General features: G+C 45.7%; 18 protein-coding genes. 11 read left to right on the plus strand and 7 right to left on the minus strand.

Annotated elements, in window-relative coordinates; translation table 11 throughout:
• Window positions 1-202: 202 nt before the first annotated feature.
• Both QUB64_RS13340 and QUB64_RS13345 read left to right on the plus strand, forming a co-directional pair.
• Window positions 203-1,651 (plus strand): RecQ family ATP-dependent DNA helicase, encoded by a 1,449-nt coding sequence (locus tag QUB64_RS13340; RefSeq protein WP_333272495.1) that lies wholly within the window; start codon window positions 203-205, stop codon window positions 1,649-1,651.
• A gap of 393 nt (window positions 1,652-2,044) precedes the next feature.
• On the plus strand, window positions 2,045-2,983 hold the full coding sequence (locus QUB64_RS13345) for an RluA family pseudouridine synthase (protein WP_333272722.1): 939 nt from the start codon (window positions 2,045-2,047) through the stop codon (window positions 2,981-2,983).
• A gap of 400 nt (window positions 2,984-3,383) precedes the next feature.
• Here the strand turns inward: QUB64_RS13345 and QUB64_RS13350 are convergent, their stop codons facing one another.
• Both QUB64_RS13350 and QUB64_RS13355 read right to left on the minus strand, forming a co-directional pair.
• On the minus strand, window positions 3,384-4,139 hold the full coding sequence (locus QUB64_RS13350) for a phycobilisome rod-core linker polypeptide (RefSeq protein ID WP_333272498.1): 756 nt from the start codon (window positions 4,137-4,139) through the stop codon (window positions 3,384-3,386).
• Window positions 4,140-4,639: 500 nt separating this feature from the next.
• The gene (locus QUB64_RS13355) at window positions 4,640-5,236 is read right to left on the minus strand and encodes a phycobiliprotein lyase (protein WP_333272501.1); all 597 of its coding nucleotides are present in this window, start codon (window positions 5,234-5,236) and stop codon (window positions 4,640-4,642) included.
• 236 nt (window positions 5,237-5,472) lie between these two features.
• On the opposite strand from QUB64_RS13355, the gene QUB64_RS13360 reads away from it, so the two are divergent.
• Window positions 5,473-5,643, plus strand: coding sequence for an NblA/ycf18 family protein (locus QUB64_RS13360; protein WP_333272503.1), 171 nt, complete (start codon window positions 5,473-5,475; stop codon window positions 5,641-5,643).
• A gap of 618 nt (window positions 5,644-6,261) precedes the next feature.
• On the opposite strand, the gene pstB is transcribed toward QUB64_RS13360, so the two are convergent.
• The 4 genes from pstB to pstS all read right to left on the minus strand — a co-directional run bounded on the left by pstB (window position 6,262) and on the right by pstS (window position 10,514).
• A complete protein-coding gene (pstB, locus tag QUB64_RS13365; protein WP_442921658.1) occupies window positions 6,262-7,059 on the minus strand; it encodes a phosphate ABC transporter ATP-binding protein PstB in 798 nt (265 codons plus the stop codon).
• Between the two features lie 54 nt (window positions 7,060-7,113).
• A complete protein-coding gene (gene pstA, locus QUB64_RS13370; protein WP_333272506.1) occupies window positions 7,114-8,007 on the minus strand; it encodes a phosphate ABC transporter permease PstA in 894 nt (297 codons plus the stop codon).
• Window positions 8,008-8,040: 33 nt separating this feature from the next.
• The gene (gene pstC, locus QUB64_RS13375) at window positions 8,041-8,997 is read right to left on the minus strand and encodes a phosphate ABC transporter permease subunit PstC (RefSeq protein ID WP_333272509.1); all 957 of its coding nucleotides are present in this window, start codon (window positions 8,995-8,997) and stop codon (window positions 8,041-8,043) included.
• 338 nt (window positions 8,998-9,335) lie between these two features.
• Entirely contained in the window at window positions 9,336-10,514 is a 1,179-nt protein-coding gene (gene pstS / locus QUB64_RS13380) for a phosphate ABC transporter substrate-binding protein PstS (RefSeq protein ID WP_333272512.1), read from the minus strand.
• Between the two features lie 372 nt (window positions 10,515-10,886).
• On the opposite strand from pstS, the gene QUB64_RS13385 reads away from it, so the two are divergent.
• From QUB64_RS13385 to QUB64_RS13420, 8 genes are all read left to right on the plus strand, one after another.
• Window positions 10,887-11,465: a biotin transporter BioY gene (locus QUB64_RS13385; RefSeq protein WP_333272516.1), complete on the plus strand. Its 579-nt coding sequence runs from the start codon at window positions 10,887-10,889 to the stop codon at window positions 11,463-11,465.
• A 171-nt stretch (window positions 11,466-11,636) separates the two neighbouring features.
• Window positions 11,637-12,146, plus strand: a complete 510-nt coding sequence (gene lspA / locus QUB64_RS13390) for a signal peptidase II (protein ID WP_333272519.1) — start codon at window positions 11,637-11,639, stop codon at window positions 12,144-12,146.
• 312 nt (window positions 12,147-12,458) lie between these two features.
• Window positions 12,459-14,096, plus strand: a complete 1,638-nt coding sequence (locus QUB64_RS13395; RefSeq protein ID WP_333272523.1) for a B12-binding domain-containing radical SAM protein — start codon at window positions 12,459-12,461, stop codon at window positions 14,094-14,096.
• 252 nt (window positions 14,097-14,348) lie between these two features.
• Window positions 14,349-14,705, plus strand: coding sequence for a helix-turn-helix domain-containing transcriptional regulator (locus QUB64_RS13400; RefSeq protein WP_333272525.1), 357 nt, complete (start codon window positions 14,349-14,351; stop codon window positions 14,703-14,705).
• Window positions 14,706-14,723: 18 nt separating this feature from the next.
• Window positions 14,724-15,068: a type II toxin-antitoxin system RelE/ParE family toxin gene (locus tag QUB64_RS13405; RefSeq protein WP_333272527.1), complete on the plus strand. Its 345-nt coding sequence runs from the start codon at window positions 14,724-14,726 to the stop codon at window positions 15,066-15,068.
• Window positions 15,061-15,411 carry a helix-turn-helix domain-containing transcriptional regulator gene (locus QUB64_RS13410; protein WP_333272529.1) on the plus strand — a complete coding sequence of 117 codons (351 nt, stop codon included), beginning with the start codon at window positions 15,061-15,063 and terminating at the stop codon, window positions 15,409-15,411. The genes QUB64_RS13405 and QUB64_RS13410 overlap by 8 nt, the downstream gene beginning before the upstream one ends.
• Before the next feature lie 13 nt (window positions 15,412-15,424).
• Window positions 15,425-15,886 (plus strand): SRPBCC family protein, encoded by a 462-nt coding sequence (locus QUB64_RS13415; RefSeq protein WP_333272531.1) that lies wholly within the window; start codon window positions 15,425-15,427, stop codon window positions 15,884-15,886.
• Window positions 15,870-16,058, plus strand: a complete 189-nt coding sequence (locus QUB64_RS13420) for a CPXCG motif-containing cysteine-rich protein (protein ID WP_006635525.1) — start codon at window positions 15,870-15,872, stop codon at window positions 16,056-16,058. The genes QUB64_RS13415 and QUB64_RS13420 overlap by 17 nt, the downstream gene beginning before the upstream one ends.
• A 111-nt stretch (window positions 16,059-16,169) precedes the next feature.
• Here QUB64_RS13420 and QUB64_RS13425 read toward each other — a convergent pair whose 3' ends face one another.
• Window positions 16,170-16,898, minus strand: a complete 729-nt coding sequence (locus QUB64_RS13425; protein WP_333272533.1) for a gamma-glutamyl-gamma-aminobutyrate hydrolase family protein — start codon at window positions 16,896-16,898, stop codon at window positions 16,170-16,172.
• Between the last annotated feature and the right edge of the window lie 221 nt (window positions 16,899-17,119).

The raw sequence follows: 17,119 nt of genomic DNA on the forward strand, positions 1-17,119 counted from the left end.
TGCTAACAGCTAAGATTTTTGCTGACGCACCCTACTGCTTATGATGTGCCCAGAAACCCGGTTTCTACGAAAATTTAGCGCCTAGGAACGAGAAATCTCGAAAGAAACCGGGTTTCTGAGGTTAGCGTGCGACTGTAATTTTTATTGCGAACTAAAGTCCTGTCTGGTATAATTTACACTTCTAATTTGAGAACTAAACTAAATGAAAAACCAACCAGAACTAACATCATTAAATCAAGCCCGCGCCGCCTTCCAAAAAATCTGGGGATACGACGACTTTCGGCCGCCCCAAGGAGAAATAGTCAGCAGTTTGTTAGCCGGAAAAGATACAATAATAATTATGCCGACTGGTGGCGGCAAATCAATCTGCTTTCAACTGCCAGCTTTGTTACAAACAGGCTTAACTTTGGTGATTTCGCCGTTAGTCGCACTGATGGAAAATCAAGTGCAAGAATTGCGCGATCGCAATTTACCCGCTTCCCTCCTCCACAGTCAATTACCAACACAGCAGCGCCGCCAAACTATGCAATCGCTGCAACAAAATAAGTTGAGATTGCTGTATCTGTCTCCCGAAACATTACTCAGCAAACCAGTTTGGGAAATTATCAGTCAGCCACACATACCAATCAACGGTTTAATATTAGATGAAGCTCACTGTTTAGTGCAGTGGGGCGATACCTTTCGCCCAGCTTACCGCCGTTTGGGTACAGTGCGATCGGCTTTGTTGAAAACTAAGCCGGAAGGAAGTAAAATTGCGATCGCAGCTTTCACCGCTACAGCAAACCCCCAAGCGCAACAGACAATCAAAAAAGTCTTGCAACTGCACAAGCCAGAAGCATTTTTGCTCAGTCCCTACCGTTCTAACTTGCACCTGCAAGTGCAGACAGTCTGGACACCCAGAGGACGCAAGCAGCAGTTATTAAATTTTATCAAAGCTCGACCAAAAGAAGCAGGTTTAGTCTATGTCCGCACGAGAAAAGATAGCGAAAATTTAGCAGATTTGCTGGAAGATGCAGGTTATAAAACCGCACCATATCATGCAGGTTTGAATCCTGAATCGCGCCGAAGAATAGAAACAGCTTGGCTGAATAACGATCTTAAATTTGTGACTTGTACCTGCGCCTTCGGGATGGGAATTAATAAGCCGGATGTGCGGTGGGTTGTTCATTTTCAAGCACCTTTGCTATTATCGGAATACATTCAGGAAATTGGTAGAGGCGGACGCGACGGCAAATCTGCGATCGCCCTGACGTTGATTAGCGAACCGACGGGTTTGCTTTATCCCGATGACAAACAAAGAGCACAATTTTTTCAAGATAAATTACGATCGCAATTTCAAGAAGCCCAGCAGTTGGCCAAACAACTGCCAGTTAAAGGCGATGTAGATGCTGTGGTGCGGGAATTTCCCGCAAGTGATCTCGCCCTTTCAATCTTACACAGCAGCGGACAGTTAAGATGGGAAGATCCTTTTAATTATGCGATCGACAAATCCGCACAGCAAAAAGGCACCAAACAAAATTTTACCGCCGCCGAAGAAATGGCAAAATATCTCAAACATCGGGAGTGCAGGTGGCAATTTTTGCTGCAAGCTTTTGGCTTTACCAAGGAAGCAACATCTATGCGCTGCGGGCACTGCGATAATTGTCGATAGAATTGACAATTAGAGTCAAAGGACTTACGCACTCCGACCCCAGAAACCTGGTTTTTTACCGAATCTGCCGACAGAAACGAAGTATTGCGGTGAAAAAAACTGGTTTCTCCCCACCCGTGCGATCGTAAATTAACTCAAAGATGTTATGATTAAGATAGTTGATGCTGTCAGAAACCGGGTTTCTTCCTATATTTATCGTAACTGTTTGCAAAACTCGTAGAAACCCGGTTTCTCGCCCCAGATACTCAGCCCACAGAAACCGGGTTTCTTCCTATATTTATCGTGACTGTTCGCAAAACTCGTAGAAACCTGGTTTCTCGCCCCAGATACTCAGCCCAAAAATCGGCAAAAAACAGTAAAAAGTAAATGATAGAAACAGAGACTGCGACACAGATGTACACGGTAGAAAATACAGAGGAATTTAATAAAACTAATGTCACTCAACGATTAGATATTTGGCTGTCAAACCAAATACCGGATTTATCGAGATCGCGAATCCAAACCCTCATATCACAAGGCAACGTCAAAGTCAACGACGAAACCTGCACCTCGAAAAAAATATCAGTCAAAACGGGCGATCGCATCCACATCACATTACCCGAAGCCCAGCCCACAAAATTACAAGCCGAAGCAATTCCCCTAGACATCCTCTACGAAGATGACAGCCTAATAATCATCAACAAACCAGCCGGATTAGTCGTCCACCCAGCCGCCGGACATCTAGACGGTACCTTAGTCAACGCCCTGTTAGCCCACTGTCCCCTCGCAGAAATCGGCGGAGTTCAACGCCCCGGAATCGTCCACAGATTAGACAAAGATACAACAGGTGCGATCGCGATCGCCAAAACCGACACAGCCCACCAAAACTTACAAGCCCAACTCAAAACCAAAACCGCCCGCCGCGAATATTTAGGCATAGTTTACGGAGTTCCCAGCACCGAAAAAGGTACAATAGACCTACCCATCGGCCGACATCCCACAGACCGTAAAAAAATGGCAGTAGTACCAGTAGAAAAAGGCGGCCGCCCCTCCGTTACTCACTGGACAATCAAAGAAAGAATCGGCAACTATTGCTTAATGCACTATCAATTAGAAACCGGCCGCACCCATCAAATTCGCGTCCATACAGCCGAAATCAAACATCCCATAGTCGGCGACCCCATGTACAGTTGCAACCGTTCCATCGGCGTAAATTTAACCGGACAAGCCCTCCACGCATGGCGCCTGCAATTGCAGCATCCGTTAACCGGAGAGTTGATTGAGGCGATCGCACCTTTACCCGATCAATTCAACACCCTGCTCAAAATATTGCGCCTGCGAGCTCATATTTGATAATTGGTAACTGGGTATGGGGAATTAATAATTGGGAATTGATGACTACTAACTACTGTTCGCGAGCGGGGACGCTCGCACTACTAACCACTAACCACTAACCACTAACCACTAACCACTAACCACTAACCACTAACTACTAACTACTAACTACTAACCACTAACCACTAACTACTAACCACTAACCACTAACCACTAACCACTAACCACTAACCACTAACCACTAACCACTAACCACTAACTACTAACCACTGACAAACAATTATGAGTCCTGAGTTTTGGATTCCGAGTTTAATAAAAAACTCAAACCTCAAAACTCAAGACTCAAAACTCTCTCAGCCTAAAAGCCGATCGATTAAATCCATAGCCCGACACAAACAATAGCACCAAGCAGCATCAATTAGCGGCGAGGAACCATCGTGGCAATATTGATATTAGCCAGAGGCACGCGCTGCGGCGGAGTAGCAGGCATGGGCATATTGCGCGCCATATTCAAATAGTTGGACGGATCGCCAGCCTTCGCTTGCTGCTCTTGAGGAACAAAACGGCGAACGCTCGTCTGCCAAATGATTTGCGGGAAGCCGAGCTGCGAGCGGTGGTACTCATTGTAGCGGGGCGTTTTCAGGTTGAAAGGAGTTTCCCCTCCAACTCGCTGAGGCAAAACTCGGCGCAGTTGGTAAGGTACTGTATCGTAGCCGAACTTGTCCAGGTACTCATCGCTATTGACCAACTGATCAATAAACCCTTGAGGCCCCTTGGTTGCAACTACGATCGACCAAGCAATCTTTTCGCGCTCGCTGTACACATCCCGGCCCAAAATGCGCTGCACGCACATTTCCACAAACCGGTAGTTGCTGTTAGTTTGGTAATTCCGCTCCAAGAAAGGAGATGAAGTCGCCAAACCGCGAATGAAATCCCGCACAGTAATTTGGCCGAACTTGAGTTGCGACTCCAAAGACTTTTGGCGGTTGCTCTTGAGGATTTGGTGTTCGCTGTAAATCTGGCGATATCCAGCCCAAATCAAATTTTCCATGTCCCCGGACGAGAGCACATTTTCAGTTGTGAAAACTCTGGGCTGCTCGTCGCCCCCTACTTCATAACCAGCAACGCGCTGGTTTTGGCTGTTTGGGGCGTAGCTTAATAAAGGAAGCGCCACGTTAAAATCTCCGTTATCTCAAATTTCAGAAATAGTTGACACCGCGAGCTGCCAGCATAACGGATACAACTAACCAACATACAGATTAGGGGATTCCCGCAATCTAAATCCGATTTTCCTGAATTTTTGCAACAATCTGTAACATTTGTTGACCTTGAAGGAAGGAAGAAGGAAGAGGGAAGAGGGAAGAGGGAAGAAGGAAGAAGGAAGAGGGAAGAAGGAAGAGGGAAGAGGGAAGAAGGAAGAGGGAAGACTTGTTCCCAGGCTCTGCCAGGGAACGGCCGCTCCGGGAGGCTCTGCCTCTCGTTTGACAAGGCAGAGCCTCAGTCAGAGCATTTCCTGGCAGAGCCTGGAAACGAGGTGATAACGCTCGTTCCTAGGCTCTGCCAGGGAACGGCCGCTCCGCGAAGCTCTGCCTCGTCAAAGGGGAGGCAAAGCCTCCGTCAGAGCATTCCCAGGCAGAGCCTGGGAACGAGCCGGAATAAGAACGAGCTGACAAATTACCAGCCCAGAGCCGAGTAAAACTCGCTAGCAACCGGTTCCTTATCGGCGGCTGGAGCCGCTGCATCCGAGTCTGGTTCCACCCGAACTTCCGTACAAAAAGTCGAAGTGCTGAAACCGCCAAAGCGCTTTACCGCACTTGTCCGCATCCGCACGTTGGGATTCGCAAACCAAAAACGCTCGATCGAACTCATCGTCTCATATTCGGTAATCAGCAGCAGCGCATCCTCATCATCCATCTCAAAACGGCCAGCCACCGGCGTAATTTCCGCATAGCCCCGTTCCCGCAACATCAAACCCTGCCGCGGATTTTCAGGATCGGGGACGATCGCGAACACCGTAGACCCTTTATGATTCTCATCATCCTTATCCCACGCCATAGTGCCGTGCCAAGTCACAAAAGCTCCTCCAGCAGCCCGACTCGGATCGACATCGTGCATCTGGCAAATCTCAGCCACCCGATCGTCATCGGCAGCCAGCGCCGTCACCTGAATATTTGAATCCCCAATCTCCGCTTGGCGGAAAGCGAGGTGGTGAGTGCTGCGCTGCGATCGCCACTCCCCAGCACTGCTCTGAAAAAACTCCATTGCATCCATACAAACTAGCTCCTTTGGCTTAGGCTTCCCGGTTTTACCCCTGTTTTATGATAAAGCTCCCCCCACTTAGATGTACTTTTGCGACACAAATTAGTTTCAAAATGTGTACTTTGGACATATTGTCAAGCAGATGTTATGATAGTTTACAATGTAGGAGACACAACAAAGCCTGCGGAACGTCATTCCGATCTATCTGGTCTCGATTTATCTCATGTAACAAACTGGAGGAGCGATTTATGGATATGCATACAACCAGCCTCAGCATGGAACAACAGTTTAAATTGCAAGTGCTGCGCGAACAAGTCAAGAGCTTGAGCCAAGACCAAGCTCAGGAATACCTGCTAGAAGTAATGCGACAAAACATGGTCAAAGAAAACCTATTAAAGCATTGGATGAAGAAAATGTGAGCCTTTCGAGAATTTATTCAGCAAAATCAGCGGCTTGTATCTGCAAAAAGTACGATCGAGCTTTTAAACATAAAAATCAAGAATCCCGGTTTCTCCAAGAAACCGGGATTCTTCAGTCATATCATGTGCAAATTTGTATCCGTAGGGTGCGTCGCCCGCGATAAATCTCCGAATCAACACAGAAAATCAAGCGAGCGACGCACCACCACCAAATTTGTATCCGTAGAGTGCGTCGCCCGCGATAAATCTCCGAATCAACACAGAAAATCAAGCGAGGGACGCACCACCACCCTTCAAGAACGATTGTCAAAAAAAACCAAAAATATAGCAGTTCTCAGAAAGATGAGGTATTAATCCCTCAATCCCTCAATCCCTCAATCCCCCAATCTAAAATCTAAAATCTAAAATCTAAAATCAGAACCTGTACCTCACCTTTTTGAGAAAGGCTATATATTGTGGCAATCTTTTTGGGAAATGATATAATCTACGTCGGCATCAGATTATAGACATAATTTAAGGCTTAAAAATGACGACACACCCTAGGAACAGTCAGGTACATCGCCGTCAAATTTTAGATAAAATGTAGGGATTAACACACCCTACGGAGACACTCGCAAATCAACCAAAACGGCCGCTCACATAATCCATCGTAGACTCTTCCTTCGGATTTTGGAAAATCACCTCAGTTCTGTCACACTCAACAAGATAGCCAAACCGCTTCCCATCGTCCGAAAGCTTAGCATTGAAAAAAGCAGTCAGGTCAGAAACCCGAGTAGCCTGCTGCATATTGTGAGTAACTATGACAATCGTATACTTCTCCTTGAGTTCCCGCATCAAATCCTCAATCTTAATCGTCGAAATCGGGTCAAGAGAAGCGCAAGGTTCATCCATCAACACTACATCAGGATTAATCGCGATCGCCCGAGCAATACACAAACGCTGCTGCTGGCCGCCCGAAAGCGAAAAACCGCTTTCCTTAAGCTTATCCTTCACCTCATCCCACAAATAAGCTTGTTTGAGCGACTTTTCCACCAGCTCATCCATATCTCCCTTATAATTATTCACCCTCGCACCGTAAGCAATATTGTCATAAATCGACTTCGGGAAAGGATTCGGCTTTTGAAACACCATCCCAATCTTGCGGCGCACCTCCACAGCATCAATATCAGGAGCGTAAATATTTTGACCGTAGTAATCAATTCTGCCATCTAAACGAAAACCGTTTACTAAATCGTTGAGGCGGTTAAAACATCGCAGAATCGTACTTTTACCGCAGCCAGACGGCCCGATCAAAGCAGTAATCTGATTTTTGGGAATCTCCATACAAACATTTTTTACTGCGTGAAAAGCGCCGTAAAAAATATTGATATTCTCAGTACGTAAAACAGTTTCATTCTTTTGTGCCAAATTCATCATACACTGAATACTCCAATCTAATTTTACAAATGACCAATGACTAATGACCAATGACTAATAAACCTTTTGGCGAGTAGCCCAACGAGACAGAATACTCGTCAGCAAAACCATCAACACCAAAATCAAAGATGCCGCCCAAGCCAACTCTTTCTGTGCCTTAAAAGGAACCGTTGCAAAGTTGTAAACCAAAACCGAAAGACTCGGAGTTGGCTTATCAAATCCCGCCGGCCAAAAAGGCGAATTCAGCGCCGTGAAAATCAAAGGAGCAGTTTCTCCAGCAGCACGAGCAACTGCCAAAGTCACACCAGTTAAAATAGCCGGAATTGCCGCAGGTAAAACCACCTGCAACACGGTTTGATAATTAGAAGCGCCTACACCAACTGACGCCCATCTAATATCCTGCGGGACGATTTGTAGAGCTTCGTCAGTAGTCCGCACAATCGTCGGCAACATCAGCACAGCGAGCGCCGCGCCCCCTGCAATTGCCGAAAAACCTCCCATATTTACCACGAACAAACCGTAGGCAAATACACCTGCAATAATCGATGGAACTCCGCTGAGAACATTAGTTGCAAAGCGCACCCAGCGAGCGACTTCGCCGCTGCTGAACTCTGACAAATAAACGGCTGCCAATACCCCAAAAGGAACAGCAATTAGAGCAGCAATTCCTACGGTCATTAAAGTACCGAGCATGGCATTAGCGATACCACCTCCCGACAGTCCGGGCGGGGGTGGCAATTTGGTAAATAAGTCTAAATTTAGGCGGTTAAAACCCTGTATTGTTACGTAGGAAAGAACTGCAAACAAAGGCAGCAGAGTGATAGCCATGCAAGCTCCAGCTATTGCGGTCATCGCCAGATTTAACAGAGTTCTTGGGCTATTTTTGACCTTCTTTAAACTGCCTGCTTTCTGTTCTAAAGAATTCTCGTCAGAGACGGGATTTGACATAAATAAAGCTATGTAGGAAATTGCGGCAAACTTCTAGTTGTACTTGGCTCTTACTTGAGAAACAATCCACTCTGCCAAAACATTAACAATCAGTGTCATAACAAACAGAATTAGCCCCGTGTACATCAGAGCTGAAACTTGCAATCCCGAAGCTTCGGCAAATTGATTTGCCATCAAAGAAGCAATGGTATTTGCAGGAGCTAGCACAGAAGCACTTAACTGATTGGAATTGCCAATTAACAGAGTGGCTGCCATTGTTTCTCCCATGGCGCGGCCCAGACCGAGCATAATTCCGCCGACAATCCCGGAAAAAGCCGCTGGTACGAGCACTCTAAAAATTGTTGTCCAGCGAGTTGCTCCCAAACCTAGAGATGCTTGTCGCAATTCGGGCGGGAGACTGGCTAAAGAGTCGCGGGAGATAGCAGTAATAATGGGCAAAGTCATAATCCCCAAGATTACTCCGGCGGGTAACATTCCCGGCCCAACGGGCGGAGTGCTAAAAATCGGCAGCCATCCGAAGTTACCGTTGAGAAACTTTCCGATGCTGGTAAGTATGGGAATCAATACAGCAATTCCCCACAAACCGTAGACTACGCTGGGAATGGCGGCTAAAAGTTCTACTAAAAAAACTAAAGCTGTGCGCACTGGGAGCGGCAAAAAATCTTCGCTCAAGAAGATCGCAGTCCCTACTCCTAATGGTACCGCAATTAGGAGCGCGATCGCCGAACTGACGATCGTCCCGTAAATCATCGGCAGCGCACCGTACTCTTCCTTAACGGGATTCCAAGCACTGCCAAACAGAAAGCCCAAACCGTACTGTTGCATAGCTGGTAAGGCTCTGTAAGCAACAGTGAGCGCGATTACCAACAAAATTACACCAACTCCTATTCCCAAAATCCGAGTCAGCCAGATAAAGCCTTGGTCTAAGGACTTTTCTATGGGAGAGCGAGAACGGCTGTCTAATTGAGTGCTGTTATTATCTGAAGTCATAGATAAAAATCCTCAAAATATTAAGGAAAAATAGCCTTTTTGGGAAGAAGCTACAAGGAACTGAATAAATGCACAGGCGGGGCGCCTGTTCCACCGGCAGGAGGAGAAGAGAGGCAAAGAGAGGGTTTCACCACTGATGTACAGATTCCGATCTAAAAAAAGGCGGGTTGATTAATCTCCTGACTTTTCAACAAATATTTCTGGAAAAACCCGCCCCTACAGATTTTTTTTTATTCCTTTTTTCTTCGGACTTATTCCCTCTTCCCTGGGACTTCAACATTCATCCGTTACATCCGTTACATCCGTTAAAAAATCCGTTGCCGAACTTCCTTCAATTACTATTTGCCAATCTCAATCTTGTAGTCGGGGCTGATGTCGTCAGCAGCCTTAGCAACTTTTTCTTTGACGCTTTGAGGCAGAGGAACGTAGCCCAATTCAGCACTAACTTTTTGACCTTCGGTTAAGCCGTATTCAACCATTGCCTCGATGGCTTTAGCTTTGTTGGGGTCAGCAACTTTTTTGGGGACGAGCATCCAAGTATAGGTGACAATTGGATAGGAGTCAGCGCCTTCGGGGTCTTCGATAAATGCTCGCATATTTTCCGGCAGGGGCACTGTTGCTAGAGCTTTAGAAGTTGAGTCGTCGGTAGGTGTGACAAACGTGCCTGCTTTGTTTTGCAAAGATGCAAATTTGACGTTGTTGTTTTTGGCATAGCCGTATTCTGTGTAGCCGATGCTGCCTGCGGTTTGCAGGATTTGGGCTGTGATGCCTTCGTTGCCTTTTGCACCAATAAAAGTACCACTTTTGGGCCACTCTACTGTTTTGCCGTCGCCTACTGCTGTTTTCCAGTCGGGGCTGATGGCACTCAGGTGTTTGGTAAAGACGGCTGTTGTGCCACTACCGTCGGAACGGTGGACGACGGTGATGGCTTGGTCTGGCAATTTAGCGCCTGGATTGGCTGTGGCAATTTTAGGGTCGTTCCACTTGGTAATTTTACCTTGGAAGATTTCTGTGTAAACCTCTCTGGGCAGTTTTAGTTCGGGTACGTCTGGCAGGTTGTAGCCGATGACGATGCTGCCGGCTGTCATTGGGAGCAAGAGCACGCCTTTGTCTGCGGGAACTTTGGCAATTTCGTCGTCTTTCATGGCGGTGTCGCTGGCCCCAAAGTCTACTGTGCCTTTGGTGAATTGTTCGATGCCGGCGCCACTACCTACTGATTGATAGTTGATTTGTACTTTGGAGTTGATTTTGTTGAAGTCTTGAAACCAACGCTGATATAGAGGTGCGGGGAATGAGGCGCCTGCTGCTGTGATTGCTACGTCTGAGGCGAGGGCGAGTTTGGTGTTGGTTGCTGCTGCAACGGGGGATGCACCGGGGGATGCTGCGGTGTCGCCGGGGCTGGGGTTGCTGCTGGTTGTGCTGCCGCCGCCGCAAGCTGCTAAGCTCAGGGCGATCGCCATTGCGGAAATTCCGGTAGTCAGACGATTTGAATTAATCAAGTTGATACGAAAAAGCATAAGTATAGGAAAGTTGCGATCGTTATACGGGTGTCCCGCACCAGCATATCGCGCGAAAGTAAAGGTTAGGTTAAGAATCTTTACATTTAATCACATTTTAATATTAATATTATTAATCAATTAAATTGATTTGATGAGCTTGACTGGTGTGATGTTATAAGGTATGGGCAATATAAATTGGTAGGGAAAGAAGTATTCGATCGCCCGATCGCGAACAATTCCCCATTAGGCGATCGTCCTATCCAGACTTGAGAACCATAAAACCCTACAATGGTGGTTGTTTTGACAAGGTGCTAGTATTGAGAACTTAAATGCTGCGGGCATTCCAGCTTGCATCTGACTGAATACCTTCTTCCTTCAACATCTGCTATAATGCCTGCTCCTATCGAATTAATCTGGGCTGTTATTGGTTTGCTCCTAACGATAGGAGGCACTTTTTTGCCTGCATCTGTGACAATGCCGATCGGGTTTTGGGACGATCGCGGACTTCAGGCGTACTCTTTAGGTGTTACTTATCAAATTGGAGCAGTATTGCTAGTAGGGTGTATGGGCGGAAAAAATGCTGCGGCTCTCTCGCAAATTGCCTATTTGGTATTAGGATTGACTTTGTGGCCCGTTTTTGCTCAAGGTGGTGGCATCGGCTATATTAAAGAAGCGAGTTTTGGGTATTTGTTGGGTTTTGTGCCTGGTGCTTGGGTGTGCGGCTGGGTCGCTTTTAAAGTAGCTTCACGGTTGGAATCGATGGCATTTAGTTGTTTGTGCGGTTTATTTACAGTTCACGCGATCGGCTTAATGTATCTGATTTTTAATTACTTGCTGATTCCGGGCAAAAAAACACCTTTGTTCAATGAGATTCTCAAATATTCGGTTTATCCTCTGCCGGGACAATTGGCTGTGGTTTGTGCGATCGCACTTCTGTCGTTTACTTTGCGCCGTTTGATGTTTTATTAATTAGTCATTAGTCATTAGTCATTAGTCATTAGTCATTAGTCATTAGTCATTAGTCATTAGTTATGATATTAGGTTATACTGTGTTTGCGCATTGGTGAGCAATCTCACTGCGACTCGGAAATTTGCGTAACTTGTTTCCGGCCCGATGTTCTATATTCTACTGCCTAATCCATGCGCTTTAAAAGAAATCCGTTATTCTGGGTTGCTGCTATTATCAGTTTAGTTTTAGACCACCTGAGTAAATTTTGGGTGGTGCAAAATTTTGACTTGACAGTTCCCCCGCAGACTCAGCCGCTGTTACCGGGGATATTTCACTTCACCTATGTTGTTAATACCGGTGCGGCTTTTAGTTTGTTTAGCAATGGCGGGGCGAGTTGGTTGCGCTGGCTGTCTTTGGGCGTGAGTGTGGGATTGATGGTGCTGGCTTGGTTCGGGCCGCGAATTAACCGCTGGGAACAATCGGGCTACGGTTTGATTTTGGGGGGCGCACTGGGTAACGGGATCGATCGATTTATTTTGGGCCACGTGGTAGATTTTATCGATTTTCGGATAATTCGGTTCCCGGTGTTTAATCTGGCCGATGTGTTTATTAATGCTGGGATTATCTGTTTGCTGATTGCAACTTTTCACGGTGCACCGCCGCCGAGAAACCGAGAGGAGAGCGATTCTATTTCAGAGTAACTTTGAAGCAGGAAATTCAGCAAGAAGCTACGGGATGTAACGGATGTAACCGATAACTAACCCTAGGGTGCGTCAGGGAGGAGATTCTTAGTTTGTAGTTAAAATATTCAGCCATGAGGAACCCTACAATAACAGTCCTGGACGCACTCCGACTCAGAAACCGGGTTTTTTCCCAAAGTAAGCGAATCACAGCGCGTCTTCTCGCAAAAACCCGGTTTCTGGCCACCCGTGCGTCCAGGACTAAATAACTTTTATTTGGTAATGCCTTAAAATGAGGTAGAAACAGATTTATTCCTAAAGCTAAACTTGCCAGTGACTCCTAATCCATTTGCCCAAGAACGGCTACTATTTTCCCCAGCAACCCCCGATGCTGATGCTATTGGGACTATTTTTGCATTTCCCAACGAGTACACGGTTGGCATCACCAGTCTCGGCTATCAGATAGTATGGGCAACTTTGGCCGTGCGATCGGATCTTGAAGTCAGCCGTTTATTTACTGATATCCGCGAACAACTTCCCCGACATCCAGAATTACTGGGATTTTCGCTTTCTTGGGAACTTGATTATGTAAATATTCTCAATTTATTGGAATCTCTAGAAATTCCGATTTGGGCGTCACAAAGAACTGATAATCATCCAATAGTATTCGGTGGCGGCCCGGTTTTCACGGCTAATCCCGAACCTTTTGCAGATTTTTTTGATGTCATTTTGCTGGGAGATGGCGAAAATCTCATTGATAATTTTATTGAGGCTTGTAAAGAAGTTCGTAGCGCCGACAGACAAACTAAATTGCGGCATTTAGCCCAAGTTCCGGGGGTTTACGTTCCCAGTTTGTACGAAGTAACTTATTTGGATGCGACTGCGGGGATTGAATCGATTCAGCCTGTGGATTCTGAAATTCCGAGTGTAGTGGAAAAACAGACTTATCGCGGCAATACTTTGTCTGCTTCGACTGTGGTGACAGAAAAGGCAGCGTGGGAAAATATTTATATGGTGGAAGTGGTGCGGAGTTGTCCGGAAATGTGCCGTTTTTGTTTGGCAAGTTATCTCACTTTACCATTTAGAACTGCGAGTTTGGAGGATTCGCTAATTCCGGCGATCGAGATCGGTTTAGCTGTGACTAATCGTTTGGGTTTGTTGGGTGCTTCTGTGACTCAGCACCCGGAATTTGAAGCGTTACTGGAGCATTTAAACCATCCGAAATACGACGGCGTGCGGCTGAGTCTTTCTTCGGTACGCACGAATACGGTGACAGTTAAATTGGCGGAAATATTGACGAACAGAGATAGCAAATCTGTAACGATTGCGGTGGAAAGCGGTAGCGAACGTCTCCGCAAAATTGTCAACAAAAAACTCACTAACGATGAAATCATCCAAGCTGCTATCAATGCTAAGGCTGGCGGCTTAAAGGGAATTAAACTTTACGGGATGGCGGGAATTCCCGGGGAAGAGATGGAGGATTTGGAAGAAACTGTGGCGATGATGAAGGCGATTAGAAAAGCTGTTCCTGGTTTGCGCTTAACTCTGGGATGCAGCACTTTTGTGCCGAAATCTCACACTCCTTTCCAGTGGTTTGGTGTGAATAAAGATGCGGAGAAGAGGCTGAAGTTTTTAGATAAAGAATTGCGGAAGTTGGGATTAGAATTTAGACCTGAAAGCTATAACTGGTCTGTGATTCAGGGTTTGCTATCGAAGGGCGATCGCAGGTTGTCTCGGCTGTTGGAGTTGGTGCGGCATTACGGCGATACTTTGGGCAGCTATCGGCGCGCTTTTAAGGAGTTGCGGGGAGAGTTACCGGAGATGGATTTTTATGTTTTTCAAGAGTGGGATTTGCATCAGGTTTTGCCTTGGAGTCATTTGAAAGGGCCGCTACCGGAGGCGACTTTGAAGAAGCATTTGGCTGAGGCGATGACTCATTTTAAAACGGAGGATTTGCAGTTGACGAGTTAGGAAATAGGGGATGCGAAAGCAATGCGTAAGAACCCGGCAATGCCGTGTCCCTACAGATGTTCGCGTACAATCTATATGTACCGCTACTTTTCATAATTGCTATTAACAATATAAAATGAGGGCTAAACTCATAAACCAGGTTTCTTCGTAGATCGATAGTTACTCAACCCAAAAAATCGTAGAAACCGGGTTTTGAACCCCATGCGTAATCCTTAAACTGTCGCTACGTGTTGAATTAATAGGAGTTAAAAAATGCCTAAAAATTTACCGTATCATGAGTTTTTGATGTCGCCACTAAAAGCCCCTAGTTATGCGGCTGTATATCTCGAAACTCATTTTGAATTAGATGAAGGCGAAGAACCTGATGAAACATTAATCAGACTTTCTTTCAGTCATGTAGCAGAAGCTTTGGGTCAACCAAAAATGACTCCCGAAGAATATGAATTGTACTTAAAAAAACTGGATGAATTGCTGTCGCAGCAAGGCAGCGATACGATTTACAATCTAGGAACTTGGCTGAAGGCTTTGGGATTGAAATTAACTGTTGCTGTTTGTACTGATACAGAGGATAATACTGCAAATGCTGAAGTGCAGCAATTAACCGTCTAACCCAGCTATAATATAATTATGCCAGAAGTCCAACCCAAGGAAATTCAGCGTTATATCACCTCCGAGGGTAGAGTACCTTTCGCTGAGTGGTTTGATTCCTTCAAAGATGCCAATACTCAAGCCAAAATTAGATCTAGGCTAAATCGGGTTGTTAGTGGCAATTTTGGAGACTATCGTTCAGTTGGAGAAGGAGTGTGCGAACTCAGAATAGACTATGGCCCTGGTTTTAGAATCTATTTTGGGCAAGTAGGAACAACAATTGTGATTCTTCTCTGCGGTGGAGATAAAAGCACTCAAAACCGAGATATCCGCCAAGCAAAAGAATACTGGACAGATTATAATAGGAGTGAAAACAATGACTAAAAGTATCCCCGATCATCCGTTTTTGATTGAATCTCTCAGAAAAAACCCGGCATTATCAGCCGCTTATATAACCGCGACAATTGAAGAAGAAGATCCTGAACCTCAACTGCTTAAACAGGCACTCACCGATGTAGCAGAAGCTTTGGGTCAACCAAAAATGACTCCAGAAGAATATGAATTGTATTTGAAAAAACTGGATGAATTGCTGTCGCAGCAAGGCAGCGATCCGATTTACAATCTAGGAACTTGGCTGAAGGCTTTGGGATTGAAATTAACTGTTGCTGTTTGTACTGATACAGAGGATAATACTGTAAATGCTGAAGCGCAGCAATTAACTGTCTAACCCAACTATAATAATGCCCAATTTTAGATATTCGTCGCTGATTGATGCCACCGTTGAAACAGTTTGGAACTTTTATGAAAGGCCGGATATTTTGCAACTGTTGACTCCGCCTTGGCAACCGGTGAAAATCATCCGCCGCGAAGGGGGACTCGATGTGGGTGCTGTATCAGAATTTCGTCTTTCGTTGGGGCCGATTCCGGTAAAATGGGTGGCGACTCACACTGAGTGCGAACAATATCGCTTGTTTGTTGACGAACAAACTGAGGGGCCGATGGCGCGTTGGACTCACCGACATGAGTTTACCACAGAAAATGGCCGGGCGAGATTGACGGATGCGATCGCATTTTCGATACCGGGCGGCCCAATTGTCGATTTGCTGTTAGGTTGGTGGGTAGAAATGCGGTTGACAGATATGTTTCGCTACCGCCACGAAGTTACAAAAAGAGAGTGCGAAAAAGATGCAAACAACGGCTGAATATTATTGTGCTTTCTGCGGCGAACCGAGTACAACTTTTGTTGATATCAGCGGCGGTATGGAGCAATCTTACATCGAAGATTGTCAAGTTTGCTGTCGCCCAAATGTTCTATATGTCAGAATAGATGAAGATACCCTCGATATTGAGATAGATACTGACTATCAAGAATAAGCAATATACAACGAACCATGTACGGGATTTAACGGATGTCAGGATGCAATTTTGTGTCTTTGATTGCAGGTAATTGAACAATTCAATGTATAGAATCAGCGCCGATAATTTTCATGCAGATTTAGTATAGTTGATAAATTTTGAAGCAGCAGCTTCGACGAAAGCCCGAAAAATTTCGCAGTTTGGCAGACTTTTGGGCGACATTTCTGGATGCCACTGAAGTGCTACCATCCAAGGATGATATTTATACTCCATTGCTTCTATCAAACCGTCGGGTGCTCGCGCTACAATTTGCCAGCCGGGAATCATTGTTTGCACTGCTTGATGGTGCCAAGAAACAACGTTTGTGGAGGTGGTTCCCATGATTTTTGCTAATCGGCTGTTTGGATCGATTTCAATGATATGCTCGATCGCACGAATCGGGTTTTCTTGTCGGTGAGTAACCTCGTCTCCGTAAGCATCCGGTACGTGCACGACCAAATTCCCGCCGCTGGCTACATTCAAGACTTGCATTCCCCGGCAAATCCCCAACACAGGTATGTCAGCCTTCAAAGCTAACTTAGCTAAGTTTAACTCAAAATTGTCGCGTTCTGCGTTAACCGAGTAAACAGTGCGATCGACAAAACCGCCATAAATTTCTGGATTGATATCTCCGCCCCCGGAAAAAATCAAACCATCTACGGTATCAAAAATACTAGCCGGATCTAATTGATTGGGCGGCAGTAAAATCGGAATACCGCCTGCCGCCTGCACTGCATCAATATAAGCTCCATTGAGGCAATATTCGCCTGCTTGACTGCGGCTGTAAGTTGTGATACCAACGATAGGATATTTTTTCATTTGCTCAAGACTAGGAGATAATTATTTATATTGGACTTTCCTCCGCAAGCAGGACAGAAGTCCTCACTACAAACTTATTTTAATAGAGGTTTGTAGTGAGGACTTTAGTCCGCAAGAGCAAGAAGGACTGAAGTCCTCACTACGAACTTATTTTAATAGAGGTTTGTAGTGAGGACTTTAGTCCGCAAGAGCAAGAAGGACTGAAGTCCTCACTACGAACT

Origin of the sequence: Microcoleus sp. Aus8_D2 (genome assembly GCF_036702665.1) — a bacterium.
Taxonomy (GTDB): domain Bacteria; phylum Cyanobacteriota; class Cyanobacteriia; order Cyanobacteriales; family Microcoleaceae; genus Microcoleus.

Bases quoted from the DNA above. Each gene is read 5' to 3' on its own strand.
- QUB64_RS13340 (WP_333272495.1), top strand. From the start codon at position 203: ATGAAAAACCAACCAGAACTAACATCATTAAATCAAGCCCGCGCCGCC.
- QUB64_RS13345 (WP_333272722.1), top strand. From the start codon at position 2,045: ATGTACACGGTAGAAAATACAGAGGAATTTAATAAAACTAATGTCACT.
- QUB64_RS13355 (WP_333272501.1), bottom strand. From the start codon at position 5,236: ATGGATGCAATGGAGTTTTTTCAGAGCAGTGCTGGGGAGTGGCGATCG.
- QUB64_RS13360 (WP_333272503.1), top strand. From the start codon at position 5,473: ATGGATATGCATACAACCAGCCTCAGCATGGAACAACAGTTTAAATTG.
- pstB (WP_442921658.1), bottom strand. From the start codon at position 7,059: ATGATGAATTTGGCACAAAAGAATGAAACTGTTTTACGTACTGAGAAT.
- pstA (WP_333272506.1), bottom strand. From the start codon at position 8,007: ATGTCAAATCCCGTCTCTGACGAGAATTCTTTAGAACAGAAAGCAGGC.
- pstC (WP_333272509.1), bottom strand. From the start codon at position 8,997: ATGACTTCAGATAATAACAGCACTCAATTAGACAGCCGTTCTCGCTCT.
- pstS (WP_333272512.1), bottom strand. From the start codon at position 10,514: ATGCTTTTTCGTATCAACTTGATTAATTCAAATCGTCTGACTACCGGA.
- QUB64_RS13385 (WP_333272516.1), top strand. From the start codon at position 10,887: ATGCCTGCTCCTATCGAATTAATCTGGGCTGTTATTGGTTTGCTCCTA.
- lspA (WP_333272519.1), top strand. From the start codon at position 11,637: ATGCGCTTTAAAAGAAATCCGTTATTCTGGGTTGCTGCTATTATCAGT.
- QUB64_RS13400 (WP_333272525.1), top strand. From the start codon at position 14,349: ATGCCTAAAAATTTACCGTATCATGAGTTTTTGATGTCGCCACTAAAA.
- QUB64_RS13405 (WP_333272527.1), top strand. From the start codon at position 14,724: ATGCCAGAAGTCCAACCCAAGGAAATTCAGCGTTATATCACCTCCGAG.
- QUB64_RS13410 (WP_333272529.1), top strand. From the start codon at position 15,061: ATGACTAAAAGTATCCCCGATCATCCGTTTTTGATTGAATCTCTCAGA.
- QUB64_RS13415 (WP_333272531.1), top strand. From the start codon at position 15,425: ATGCCCAATTTTAGATATTCGTCGCTGATTGATGCCACCGTTGAAACA.
- QUB64_RS13420 (WP_006635525.1), top strand. From the start codon at position 15,870: ATGCAAACAACGGCTGAATATTATTGTGCTTTCTGCGGCGAACCGAGT.
- QUB64_RS13425 (WP_333272533.1), bottom strand. From the start codon at position 16,898: ATGAAAAAATATCCTATCGTTGGTATCACAACTTACAGCCGCAGTCAA.